Below are 12,279 nucleotides of genomic sequence, written 5' to 3' on the forward strand. Positions count from 1 at the left end.
TTTGGGCATTTGGGTCCATGCTGCGGTCTGGCACGCCGAACGACTTGGACGTTCTGATTGTGTATATCGATCGAGCTGACGTAGTTGCTTTGCGGGAAATGGGCATGTGGGAGGTAAACTTTCCCCCGGTGGATATGATTGCTATGACGCCAGACGAGGAGCACTACTACCAGTTCGTACGCATGACAGGCGCAATACGCTTGTACCCACCGGCCTGAATCTTATGAGTTAACATTTCCACCGCTCAAGCCTTCACACAACATGAAGTGAAACTAGTAGAATTTGGATTTCCGTAGTGATTGCCGCAGCTTTTGCTTCCATAAGTTGCTCGACCTTACCGGCCTTGTTGGCGTATCCAACAGCTACGATTTGAGCGGCGTTGGCAGCTTCGATGTCGGTGGTTGAGTCGCCAACAAGAGTCGACCGAGCGGGTTGCGCTCCAAGCGCGTCGACAGCCTGGCTCACAAGATGAGGATTTGGCTTGAGCATCGAAACATTCGCAGCAGTTCGGGCAGCGATGTAATCGACGTATTGGTGGAGATCGTAAAGGTCCAGGTATGTCTCAACAGCTGTACGTGAGTTATTGCTGACGATGGCGAGGTTGCGATGAGTGCCCTTCCAAGCCTTGATGAGCGCGTGGGCGCCTGGTGTGGGCTCGGCGCTGTGGATGGCTTCTACTTCGTGCGCACGGAAGGCGGCGTTGAGGAGCTCGGCTTCTTTACCGCCGAGTGTGGCTGTGTAGTGGAGGAGGTCGAAGGGGTCGGTCGCGGCAGCCACGTCGGGCGGTAGCACATGACCGGCTTCGGTGAGGATCTCGGCGAGTTGTCTGGCTACGACTGGGGCAGGGAAGCCTGCGAAGACTGAGCAGATCGGGCCGTCGAAGTCGAGTAGGAGGGCGTCGGTGTTGGCCAGGATGCGGGCGATGACGTCTGGGTCGTCGACGGGCACGGTCACCGGACGTACTCCCGGGCGACGGTGGTCCACATGCTGTCGAACCACATGCGTGATTGCTCTACGTATTGACTGCCGGTGCTGGTGTCGTCGTCGCTGATGGAGTGGTGGAAGAGGATGGCGTCCTTGCCCATCAGGTCGTAGATCGCTTGAGGTTCGCCGCCCAGGCTGAGGACGTGCTCGCGGACTGGGTAGTAGCCGAAGAAGGCCTCTTCGTTGTTGATCAGGTAGAGCTTGAACAGCGGGGCTGCTGGGTGGACTCGGATTTCCGCGGTGGCCTTCTCGACCAGGCCGAGTGACGCCAGCTCGGTCACGGCGTCGACTATGGCCAGGGTGTGGCGGCGCATGATCTCTGTGGCGCGCTCGCGGAAGGCCGGACTGTCTTTGAGGCCCTCGACTGTGACCGGCAACGACCAAGGCACCGATGGGTCTGGGACCAACATCCGGACGGCGATGGTCTGTGGGGTGAGCCGGCCGATTCGGATCTTGTCGATTGGCTCGGAGATCACTCCGTGCAGGGTCTCGCCGGAGAATCCTGCAAAGTCGATCCTGACGTGCTCGGCTGAGAAGGCTCGCTCGATGTGGGGACGTAGGCCGACCGGTCGCTCTGTGCGCTCTCGGACGAAGACCCCGCTCCCCTGGCGCGACACGATCAGACCCTCGTCCCGAAGCTCACGCAAGGCGTTCTGAACGGTCATCGGCGCGACTTCATAGCGCTTCGCCAGTTCGGTCCTTGACGGCAGCTTGTCGCCTGCCTGGAAAACCTTGGTGAGGATGGCAGCTCTCAAGGCATTCGCCACCTGCACGTATGGCGGACGTGGGTCGTCCGGATCGAGTGCCATATGCCCTCGTGCCTCCCTTGTCGCAGCGTCTGCTTGATCGGCATCAAGCTTCAGATCCCAACCATCAGACTCAAGCTTAGAGCTTGTCTAGGCCAGCTAGCTAGACAGTCGACCCAGCTTGCTTGACTTGTCTAGCCAGGCTGGCTAAGCTGGCCACGTCAGACACGCTAGATAGCTTGGGCTCAACGCCCACCAGGAGGACAACAGTCATGGCGGTTCCGCGCGGTACGCGCTTCGCGATTGAGCACGACACGGTGTTTCCGGATGGGGCTGCGGTGGTCGGCCCTGTTGCTCCGGACATGGAGTACGTCTCCAACGAGGACAAAGCCAGGGGTAAGCAGCCAAAGCAGAAGGTCGACGAAGTCACCGGGCTTCCACAGTGGAAGGTGACGGTCTCAGATCCGTCCGCGGAGAAGGACCGGGACAAGTCCGTCTCCGTCGTGCTGCTGGCCAAGGTCCAGCCGGTTCCTCCGCCTGCCGCTGTGGCGGGCTTCGACCTTCGGCCCGTCGTGTTCGAGGGCTTGATGGTTGAGCCCCGGGTGATGGGCGAGAAGTTCAAGTACCAGGGCTGGGTTCTGCGGGCCACCGGCATGCGGGATCCGAAGAAGTCCAGCTCGGGTAAGCCTGCTGGTCAGGCGCCGAGTGAGCAGAACAAGGCGGCGTGATGGCCGCGCGGCCGTCAAGGGAGGCGGTCGCTCGGTGGAACGACGCGTACTCCGAGCAGACGGCGGCCTTGTTCGCCGCCATGAGGGCACAGCCTCACGACGTTGCGGCGATCCGCCGTCTTGCTCGGGGTTACCTGTCTGTCGCTATCGCCTGGCGCAGCTTGGCGGCTGATCTTGCTGTGCCTATGTGGGCGCGGCATGCCTCGGTCATCGCTGCTGAGGAGTTCGAGCGGCGGGCACAGCTCGAAGACACCCGCGCTGACTTGGCAAGCATTGAGGGACAAGACCTATGACCGCGAGACCAAGCAAGATCCCGAACTTCCACGTGCGGCGACTGAGCCGCAAACTCGCCGAACTACGGACCAAAGCTGGTCTGACCCAGAAGGACCCCTACGAGACAACGAAGATCGACTTCCGGCGGATCTGGCGGTTCGAGAACGGTGAGCAGATCCCGCGCTTTGTGGAGCTGAACGCCCTGCTCGACCTGTACGGCGTTCCGAGCTTCGAGTGGGAGCCCTACCACGACATGTGGAATGCGGCCAGGCAGAAGGGCTGGTGGCACGGTCAGCCTCTGCGGAACATCGACTTCGTCGCCAACGAACAGGAAGCCAGCCACATCCGGGACGTACAACTGACCTACGTACCCGAACTGCTGCAAACAGAGGAGTACGCCCGTCGAGTGCTGGACACCTGCGTACCTCCGATGAGCAACAACCGCCTGTCCGTCGAACTGGCCAGCCGTCCAGTGCGTCAGCAGCGGCTCGACGCGGAGAGTCCAGTCAAGCTGCATGCGCTGATCTACCAGCCAGTCATCCACGCCAGGGTCGACAAGGCGCAACTTCGACTGCTCGCGGACCGGGCCGACCAGGCGAACGTGACGCTGCAAATCCTGCCGCGCATGGATGAACCACACGGCGCTCTCGCCGGCTCGTTCACCTTGCTGTCCTTTCCGGACAGGGACGAACCAGACCTCGGCTACACCTCAGAACCCCTCGGCTTGAAGATGTCCGATGACCCTGAGATGACCACGGAGCTAGGGCGGATATTCAAGGCCCTCGCACGCCGCTCGAAGTCTCCCGAAGAGTCCCGTGCCTACCTCGACAAGCTGCTCAACCAGCGACACCTAGCGGGGACCGGCATCCGATGACACATCGCCCAAACAGATCGCGAACGAGCACGGCAGCGGCCATCCCGGTCCACAAGAGACAGTCACGGCGAGTCGTGCGGCAATGACCGGATGGCTCGGATGGGGCTGACGACATGCGGATCGCACTGCTCTACCTGTCGGCGTTGATCGACCGGCACTGTGGCGAGGGCGACTGTGCGGACAGCACGGCGAGATGGTCTACAGCCGGAAGGGGTGCCTCCCGTGATCGGGAAGCACCCCTTCTGAACTGCTGAAACTGCAAGAGAGCGGATGACGGGAATCGAACCCGCGTATTCAGCTTGGGAAGCTGATGTTCTACCATTGAACTACATCCGCAACGCCTGACCGAGCATACACAACATCAGCTGCGGGGCGCAGCTAGGGTGTGGGCGTGCTGCTGAGTGATCGTGACCTGACCAAGGAGCTGGAGTCGGGACGGCTGGGCGTGGAGCCCTACGACCCGGCGATGTTGCAGCCCTCGAGTATCGATGTGCGACTGGACCGGTTCTTCCGGGTGTTCGACAACACCAGGTACACGCACATCGATCCGGCGCAGCAGCAGGATGAGCTGACCTCGCTGGTCGAGCAGGAGGGCGAGGACCCGTTTGTCCTGCACCCCGGCGAGTTCGTGCTCGGGTCGACCTACGAGTACGTCACCCTGCCCGACGACCTGGCGGGCCGCCTGGAGGGTAAGTCCTCGCTCGGCCGCCTCGGGTTGCTCACGCACTCGACGGCGGGCTTCATCGACCCCGGGTTCTCCGGGCACATCACCCTCGAACTGTCGAACGTGGCGAACCTGCCGATCACGTTGTGGCCGGGCATGAAAATCGGGCAGCTCTGCCTGTTCCGGCTGTCCAGCTCGGCCGAGCACCCGTACGGCTCGCAGAAGGCCGGATCGCGCTACCAAGGCCAACGTGGGCCGACGCCATCCAAGGCGTACCTGAATTTCCACCGGGTGGACACCAGGCGCGACACAAGCGGGTGAAGCAGCGCTCCTTGCCCCGGTGGACGCTGACGTCACGCGCCCGGGAAAGGGATTGCTCCGGGCTTCCTGACGGCCGTAGAACCCGCTCCAGGGCCACGGCGACCATACGGGAAGCCACGGGACCCGATTCCGGCAAGGCGATCACGATCTTGTTGAGCGACACCGGATCGAGGAACTGATCGAGTACGGCGTGGCATTTCGTTCGACAGGTTGCTCAAGTGAATTCTTTGGAGCCGCCGGTTTTGAAACAATGTCGCTCGGGTAACCGAAGCGATTATTCGTGTGTGAATCACCCGGTAAAGCGGCAGACAAAAAGTAACCGCCGTCGCACGGAATGCGACGGCGGTTACCTTCAGCTCATCATCAGAGCGGTGACGCTAACCAGGCGTGGCGCCAGGGCCTCTCGGTTAGCCGTGCCGACAACCCGGTTTCGACCGCCTTCTTTGGCCACGTACACGGCCGCGTCCGCCGCGGCGAGAACCTCGTCGAGCGTCAGGCCGGCGTTCGGATACGCGGCCACGCCGATGGACGCGGTCCGTTCGGTGATCGTCACGGGCGACCCGTCGTTGGTCTGCGTGGACACGACCAGCTCCGTGATCAGGCCACGGATCCGCTCGGCCGCGGCCAGCGCTTCCAGCTCGGACGCGCCCGCCAGCAGCACCACGAACTCCTCACCGCCGAACCGGCCGACCAGGTCGTGTGACCTCGTCTCACGTTTCAGCAGGTCGGCGAGGGCGATCAGCATGTCGTCGCCGGCCAGGTGGCCGTACGAGTCGTTGATCTTCTTGAAGTAGTCCAGGTCGATCATCAGCACGCTGAACTCGGTCGAGGTCCGCGCGGCCCTGGAGACCTCGCGCTCACCGCGGTTGTGCCAGGTGACGGCGTTGAGCAGGCCCGTCTTCAAGTCCTTCGACGCCATCTCCTCGAGCTGCTTGGCCAGCATGGAGCGCTGCAGCACGAACATCGGGAAGAACATCAGCACGGACAGCATCGGCTGGTGCAGCAACACCAGCACCATCAGCCCACCCAGGCACAGGGTGGTCAGCTCGAGGGCGTTGTCGTCGTAGCTACCGAGCAGCCGCTCGGGCGTCGCCTTGTCCGGTTCGGCCAGGTAGAGGGCGACCACGGTGACCGCGAGGGCGGCCGCGAAGTGGACGACCACGCCGACGATGACGGCGATGGCGACGGCCTCGATGTCCACCGTCGTGTCGATCGGCCCGGACAGGAAGAAGCTGGCGGCGAACAGGGCGGCGTAGCAGGACAGGATCATCGTCGTGGCGTTGGTCACTGTCTTGTGCGCTGCGACGTGCTTCAGGTTGCCCCAGCTACGCACCCCCAGGTGCGCGTAGAAGACGGCAGCGAGCACGGCGACCAGCGGCGGCGGCAGCAACAGCGCCGCGGGCAGCATCCAGACCGAGGTCATGTTGATGTGCGGCGTCACGTTCAACGTTCGCCGCATACGCTCGATCTTGCGTGTCGCTTCGGTGTGAACCAGCCCGAGCACCGCGAGAAGCGCGAACACCCCCATGTCGCGCGTGGTGATCGGAAAGACGAGGAAAGCCGCGATGGTCAATCCGAGCGTAACGGCTTCCGTACTCAGCGTGAAATACACCCAGTGCCGGGGCCGCTTCCACAACGCCCAGTCACGGATCGCGACCCATCGTCGCCTCGGTGGGTCCTCTGCTTGCCTATTCATGGGCCCCCATTCCCCTCGTCAGCCCCTCTTGCTCGCGCTGGGCGACCAACCCATCTACACACAGTTTCCACCCCAACGCTTCTTTTGACCAGAGCCAGAGGTGTGTATTTTTATTTCCGCGTCATAAGGAAGGTGAGCAGCATGCGCGGTCGTGACCAGTGAGTGAAACCCGCTGACCCCAGATCTCTGGAGTCGATAGCGGTCGTAGTCATGCTGGGGTTGTAGGTGTGGTGTCGTCTGGTGTCCACCGCTCCGGGTCTGAGCCGATGGCTCTGAACCATGCCCATGCCAGCACAGCTGTGAGCAGAATCCCCACAACTCCGAATATCCCTACGGCCGCCTGCGCTCCCACCGTGTCCGCGGCAACACCTCCAATCGCCGGACTGAGGCCCATGGCCGTCGTCAGGCCGGTGTTCGACAGTCCCATCGTCTGCGCTCTGCTCGAGTCCGGCACGGCCAACGACAACGACGCAGTCGCCTGCATCAGTGCCGCGGTCCCCAGTGCACCGCACACCAGGAACACCACCATCGACGGGATCAGCCCCGGTCTCAGGAACGCCACCAGCATCGGCACTGCCGCCAGCACGGCCAGCGGGCCGATCAGCTTCGGTCGCGTAGCGGGCTGAACCCAGCGCGTGAACACGAACGCACCGATAACACTACCCAGCGGATCGCTGGCGAGCAGCAGACCTACTTCGACCGATCCGCCTCCGAAGGCGTGCGCATAAGGTGCGGCCAGTCCTTCGTAGACGGGCAATATCCCGGACACCCAGGTGATGAGCAGCAGCGTGCGCAGGCCGGAGTCGGCGAACACCAGGCGGCTGCCCTGCCCGATCGAACGGAAGAAGTCTGCCCTTCTGGCCGTCTTCCCGGCCGCCCGCGCGGCCGGTCTGCCGCGGACGCCGAACCGGACGAACAGCGCCGAAGCGATGAACGTCAGCCCGTCGAACGCCAGCGCCAGGTGCGGGTCGATCGCCGCGATCAGCAGGCCGCCGCCGGCGAACCCCAGCAGCTGGGCGGTCTGGTTGGTCATGCTGCGCAGCGCCAGGCCGACGACATAACGGTCGCCGGTCAGCACGTCGGGCATCAGGGCCAGCTGGGCGGCCTTGAACGGCGGGTTGAGCAGCGACACCCCCGCCACCAGGACGGCGAGCACGGCGAAGGACATGCCGGGGATCGCCACCAGCAGGATCAGCACCGCGCGGATCAGGTCGACACCGACCATGACCTCGCGTCGCGGCCACCGGTCGGCCAGGCCGGACAGGAAAATGCCGCCGAGCACGGACGGCGCGTAGGTCAACGCGTAGGTGAGCCCGGTCAGTGCCGCCGACTCGGTCTCCTGGAAGACGAGGACGGAAAGCGCCACTCTCGCCAGTTGGTCGCCAAAGATCGACAACAGCTCGGCGAACCACAGTGCCCGGAATTCCGCGATCGCGAAAACGTCGCGGAACGTGACACGTTGCGGTGCTCTCGTCACTCACCGACCCCTTATGTACCCAACCCGGCCGTCGCTCACGGAACCTTAGGTGCTTGCCGTCACGAGTCAATCACAAAGCGTCAACCGCTCAGTGCAGTGTCTCCCAGCCGCGTGTGCTCCAGGCAACTGTTGCCTGGTCTGACGCGGAAACTGGCAAACCGTTCCACGCCGTCCGGCCCAACCACCAGGGCCGTTCGGAGCTTTCTCACCTCAGCGAAGCGTAGGCGAACAGGACTGTGGGCGGGAACGACGCCGTTCCCGCCCACCGTGTGCTTGCCGGTCAGGTCACTTGGCCGCGGCGACCTCCGGGGTCGCCTCGTCCGATTCCAGCGTGTCGATCAGTTCGTCGCGCTGCGTCGTGCGCTCGGGCATGAAGATGCCAAGCAGGACGTAGACCACAGTGGACGTCAGGATCGGATAGGCGACCAAGGCCTCTTTGGACACCGTGACGCCGGTCTTCTGCGAGATGAACAGCGTCGCCCAGACACCGAGGCCGAGCAGCACCGCCGACAGCGCGGCGCGGGGGCCGGAGCGGCGGAACCACGGCAGCAGGCCGAGCATCAGCGGGATGCCGATGACGCCGACGGTCGCCGCGACCACGTCCACCACGATCTTGATGACCACGCCGGTGCCGCTGGTGCTGATCGCGATCAGCATGCTGGCCGCGATGAACAGGAAGGTGGTGATCCGGGCCAGTTGCAGCTTGGCCGCCTCAGCCATCCGGGACGCGCCCTTCCAGATCCTCGGCAGCATGTCGCGGGTGATCACCGCGGAGATCACGTTGGCGTCCGAGGACACCATCGCCATCGTGTGCGAGAAGAACCCGGCGAGGACCAGGCCGACCAGGCCGGCGGGCAGCATCTGGATGCCCATCGCGACGTACGCGTCGTCGGCGTTGCCGAGGCCGGGCACGATCAGGGGTGCCGCCCACATCGGCAGGAACAGCACCAGTGGCCAGACCAGCCACAGCACGCTGGACAGCGCGGCCGAGCGGCGTGCGGCGGACCCGTCCGGCGCGGCCATGTAGCGCTGCGCCAGGTTCCACATGCCGCCGTTGTACTCCAGCGTCTTGATCAGGAAGAGTGCCAGGAAGAACGTGATCGTGTACGGACCGGCGAGCGGCTCGCTGTGCGACGGAGGCAGTTGGCCCCACATCTCCCACATCCAGGAGACGCCGCCGAAGTGGGCGATGACCGCGCCGAGCATCGCGAACCCGGCGACGGCCTGGATGATGAACTGGCCGAAGTCGGTCAGCGCGTCCGCCCACAGGCCGCCGATCACCGAGTAGATCATGGTGACGGCACCGATCAGGATGATTCCCCAGGTGATCGGCACGCCGGCGAAGCCACGCAGCAGAACGGCGACGGCCGCCCACTTGGCCGCGATGTCCACGACCTTGAGCAGCGAACCCGACCAGGCGAGCACCTGTTGGGTGGGCACGTTGTAGCGCCTGGCCAGGTACTCCAGTGGCGACGCCACGTTGTACTTGGAGCGCAGCCTGTTCCAGCGCGGCGCGAACAGCCACGCGCCGATCCCGACGCCGACACCGATGGTCAACGCCCACCAGACGTACACCGTCAGGCCATACCGGTACGCCTCACCCGCGAACGCCACGAACATGACGGCGCTGTAGCCGGACATGTGGTGGGAGATCCCGGAGAGCCACCACGGCATCCTGCCGCCGGCGGTGAAGAAGTCACTCGTGTTGTTGATGCGGCTCTTCGACCAGACGCCGATAGCCACCATCACGAAGAAGTATCCGACAACGACTGCCCAGTCCAGTGTGCCCATCGCACCTCCAACGTCGACCAAGCGCCCGGCTTGTGACGTACGTCTTACGGACGCGTGACAGCACAGCGGAAGGTCTGGGCCACAACTGAGTCACATTCGTGACTCGATTTCATGTAGATGAACCGTTAGCCTTGCGTAGCGTCGCTACCGCCCGGTCCATCTCCCAGAACGCCCGCAAGGACTTGATCAGGCCGTCCGGCCCGACCCGGTAGACGAACACACCTTCGGTGTCCAACCGCATGTCACCGGGCAGAAACGCATGGATGACGCCGACGTTGGCGACCTCGTCGCCCGCCGCGAACGAGTCCACGATGTCGAACTCGAACCGGTCGACCGTGGCGACCGTTTTGTCCCAGAACGCCCGGATTCCCTCGTGGCCGTGGTGCCCGAGGCCGGTCGGGTCGATCGGCGAGACCCCGACCGGGTCCTCGATGACGGCGTCCGGCGCGAACAGCGCCACCCACTCCTCCTTCGCGCCGCGGCTGACCGCGCTCATCGAACGACGCGATGCGGTACGGGCCGGGTGCTCGGTCTCGGTCGCCTGCCAGGTCACGGCGGTCATGTCTCTCCTTCTAGAACTTGTGCAGGATCTCGTCGGCGAAGCGCTTCATGCCGTCCTTCTTGGCGGCCAGGTCGCCGTCCATGCCCACGCCGTAGAACATCCAGGGCGCGACCAGCACGTCGGTGACGCCGATGTCGGCCTGCTGGCGGTAACCGTCGAGACCGAAGCGGTCGATGCAGACGGCCTGGATCTCGAAGGGCACGTCGGCCCGGCCGTACTCGGCCCGCAACCGGCCGAGCCGCTCGATCACGGCCTTGAGGTCGTCGAACTTGATCATCGCCGAGGTCCAGCCGTCACCGACCCGCGCGGCCCGGCGCAGGCCGCGCTCGGTGTGCCCGCCGACGTAGATCGGCACGGGCTCGCTCGGCGCGGGGCTCATCCGCAACCGGTCGAAGTCGAAGAAGCGGCCGTGGTACTCGACCATGCCGCCGCCCAGCACGAGCTTGAGCACCTCGATCGACTCGTCCACCCGCGCGCCGCGGTCGGCGAAGGGCGCGCCGCACCACTCGAACTCCTCGGGCGTCCAGCCGATGCCGACGCCGAGCCCGAACCGGTTGCCGGTCAGACAGGCGACCGACTGCACCTGCCGGGCGAGCAGCAGCGGATTGCGCGGACCGAGCTTCAGTACCTGCGTGTAGAACCTGATCTCATCAGTGACCGCGCCCATCGCGGCGGCCGCGACCAGTGGGTCGACCCACGGTGTCTCCTCGTTCCAGAAGCGTGCACCGTCCGGTGTGTACGGATAGTCCTCTGACACCTTCTCGGAGTAGAAAATCGAGTCCGGCAACGCAATCGCCGAGTATCCGCACTCCTGTGCGGTGCGCGCCAGCTCGGTCAGCTGATCGAGCGGGCTCAACGCGATGGCGACCGTGAACTTCATCGACATGCCGTCCTTCCGCGTGCTGCCAGGAAGGACAACTGTAACGTGTTCTAGTTCTTGCTGTCACCGTCTGGGCGATTGAGGAACACCACGCCGCGGTCGAGATCTATTAGGTGTGGCGGAGCACCGTCCTGTTCCTCTTCACGCATCAGCGACTGCGTCACGCGCTGATCGAGCTCGACCCGCTTGCTGCCGTGGAGGAACGCCGTGAACTCGTCGAAGGCGACACCGGAGAAGGGCGCGCCGGACTCGCGTGTGCGCCGGATCCGGCGCCAGACCAGTTCCATGATCGCCAGCCCGACGAGCACCAGGGCGAGCGCCGGCAGTGACACCCCCCACATCATCTCCACCCCTGGCCAACGGCCGGGCGGACGGCCCCGTTCCGGCCTCGCCGTCTCAAAACAGGCGTCGGTTATCACCCGCGGGGGTGAGTTTTTGTGTTACCGGCGGTCACAGCGCCGGAGAACGTCACGTGTCGGGTGTCCTGACGTCGCACTATCGGACGAGTGACCCGGCGTGGAGGCGTGGATGGCGAACAACACCGACCACCGCCAGGTGCGACCCACAGGGGCGGTCGTCACCGGGCGGTCGACAGAAGGCGGGCTGGGGATCGCCTTGGTCGACTCGGTTCCGCTCGTCCGCGAAGGCCTGTCCGCGTTGGTGATGCGAACCCGGGGACTGCGCTGGGTGGGCGCCGCGGGCAGCCCGCACGCCGCGCTGCAACTGTGTGAGCGGTTCCGGCCGCACGCGGTGATCATCGACTCCGGGCTGGACCCGCGCTGGCACCTGTCCAAGATGCTGATCGGCAACGACCCGGAGCTCGGCGTGCTGCTGATGATCCGCGAGTCGCAGCGCAACACGCAGTACATCGCGGGCGCGATCGCCGCGGGCGTGCACGGCGTGATCTCCCGCCGCAGCGAACCCCCGCAGCTCATCCAGGCGATCCAGCGGGTCCACGCCGAGCGGCGGTACATCGACCCGACGCTCGCGCCCGCACTCGGCTCGCCGAAGGGCAAGGGCGGGCCGACCGTGGTCAACCAGGGCCAGCAGCCGCTGTCCCGGCGCGAGTACCAGGTGCTGCAACTGATCGCCGACGGTCTGGAGAACCAGGCGATCGCCAAGGTGCTGTACGTATCTGTGGAGACCGTCCGCACTCATGTGAAGAGCATCCTGCGCAAGCTGTCGGCACGGGACCGCACGCACGCCGTGGCGGTCGCGTTCCGGTCAGGGGTGCTGACGGTGAACCAGGAAGATCATCCGTATTGACGGCCGAGCCGTCCTGG

At 64.6% G+C, this 12,279-nt stretch carries 12 protein-coding genes and 1 tRNA gene; 4 read left to right on the forward strand and 9 right to left on the reverse strand.

All coding sequences use genetic code 11. From position 1 onward, the window contains the following. Nucleotides 1–252 precede the first annotated feature (252 nt). Nucleotides 253–954, reverse strand: coding sequence for an HAD family hydrolase (locus GC106_RS05495; RefSeq protein ID WP_312872444.1), 702 nt, complete (start codon nucleotides 952–954; stop codon nucleotides 253–255). After that, nucleotides 951–1,793: a GntR family transcriptional regulator gene (locus GC106_RS05500; RefSeq protein WP_173125080.1), complete on the reverse strand. Its 843-nt coding sequence runs from the start codon at nucleotides 1,791–1,793 to the stop codon at nucleotides 951–953. The genes GC106_RS05495 and GC106_RS05500 overlap by 4 nt, the downstream gene beginning before the upstream one ends. Before the next feature lie 209 nt (nucleotides 1,794–2,002). On the opposite strand from GC106_RS05500, the gene GC106_RS05505 reads away from it, so the two are divergent. Further along, the gene (locus GC106_RS05505; protein WP_173125082.1) at nucleotides 2,003–2,458 is read left to right on the forward strand and encodes a hypothetical protein; all 456 of its coding nucleotides are present in this window, start codon (nucleotides 2,003–2,005) and stop codon (nucleotides 2,456–2,458) included. Nucleotides 2,459–2,747: 289 nt separating this feature from the next. Continuing rightward, nucleotides 2,748–3,605, forward strand: coding sequence for a helix-turn-helix domain-containing protein (locus GC106_RS05510; RefSeq protein WP_173125084.1), 858 nt, complete (start codon nucleotides 2,748–2,750; stop codon nucleotides 3,603–3,605). Nucleotides 3,606–3,870: 265 nt separating this feature from the next. Here the strand turns inward: GC106_RS05510 and GC106_RS05515 are convergent. Beyond that, nucleotides 3,871–3,941, reverse strand: a tRNA-Gly gene (locus tag GC106_RS05515). A 55-nt stretch (nucleotides 3,942–3,996) separates the two neighbouring features. On the opposite strand from GC106_RS05515, the gene dcd reads away from it, so the two are divergent. Next, a complete protein-coding gene (gene dcd / locus GC106_RS05520; RefSeq protein WP_173125086.1) occupies nucleotides 3,997–4,590 on the forward strand; it encodes a dCTP deaminase in 594 nt (197 codons plus the stop codon). Nucleotides 4,591–4,942: 352 nt separating this feature from the next. Here the strand turns inward: dcd and GC106_RS05525 are convergent, their stop codons facing one another. The 6 genes from GC106_RS05525 to GC106_RS05550 form a co-directional block, all read right to left on the reverse strand. Then, entirely contained in the window at nucleotides 4,943–6,286 is a 1,344-nt protein-coding gene (locus GC106_RS05525) for a sensor domain-containing diguanylate cyclase (protein ID WP_173125088.1), read from the reverse strand. Nucleotides 6,287–6,494: 208 nt separating this feature from the next. After that, the gene (locus tag GC106_RS05530; RefSeq protein ID WP_173125090.1) at nucleotides 6,495–7,763 is read right to left on the reverse strand and encodes an MFS transporter; all 1,269 of its coding nucleotides are present in this window, start codon (nucleotides 7,761–7,763) and stop codon (nucleotides 6,495–6,497) included. Nucleotides 7,764–8,048: 285 nt separating this feature from the next. Further along, nucleotides 8,049–9,554: a sodium:solute symporter family protein gene (locus GC106_RS05535; protein WP_173125097.1), complete on the reverse strand. Its 1,506-nt coding sequence runs from the start codon at nucleotides 9,552–9,554 to the stop codon at nucleotides 8,049–8,051. A gap of 109 nt (nucleotides 9,555–9,663) precedes the next feature. Further along, a complete protein-coding gene (locus tag GC106_RS05540; RefSeq protein WP_173125099.1) occupies nucleotides 9,664–10,116 on the reverse strand; it encodes a nuclear transport factor 2 family protein in 453 nt (150 codons plus the stop codon). Between the two features lie 10 nt (nucleotides 10,117–10,126). Beyond that, on the reverse strand, nucleotides 10,127–10,996 hold the full coding sequence (locus GC106_RS05545) for a TIGR03619 family F420-dependent LLM class oxidoreductase (RefSeq protein ID WP_173125101.1): 870 nt from the start codon (nucleotides 10,994–10,996) through the stop codon (nucleotides 10,127–10,129). Nucleotides 10,997–11,046: 50 nt separating this feature from the next. Beyond that, nucleotides 11,047–11,328, reverse strand: coding sequence for a DUF6191 domain-containing protein (locus tag GC106_RS05550; RefSeq protein ID WP_173125103.1), 282 nt, complete (start codon nucleotides 11,326–11,328; stop codon nucleotides 11,047–11,049). A 196-nt stretch (nucleotides 11,329–11,524) separates the two neighbouring features. On the opposite strand from GC106_RS05550, the gene GC106_RS05555 reads away from it, so the two are divergent. Beyond that, a complete protein-coding gene (locus GC106_RS05555) occupies nucleotides 11,525–12,262 on the forward strand; it encodes a response regulator transcription factor (protein WP_173125105.1) in 738 nt (245 codons plus the stop codon). The last annotated feature ends 17 nt before the right edge of the window (nucleotides 12,263–12,279 follow it).

Origin of the sequence: Kibdelosporangium persicum (assembly GCF_013280595.1) — a bacterium.
Taxonomy (GTDB): Bacteria; Actinomycetota; Actinomycetes; order Mycobacteriales; family Pseudonocardiaceae; genus Kibdelosporangium; species Kibdelosporangium persicum.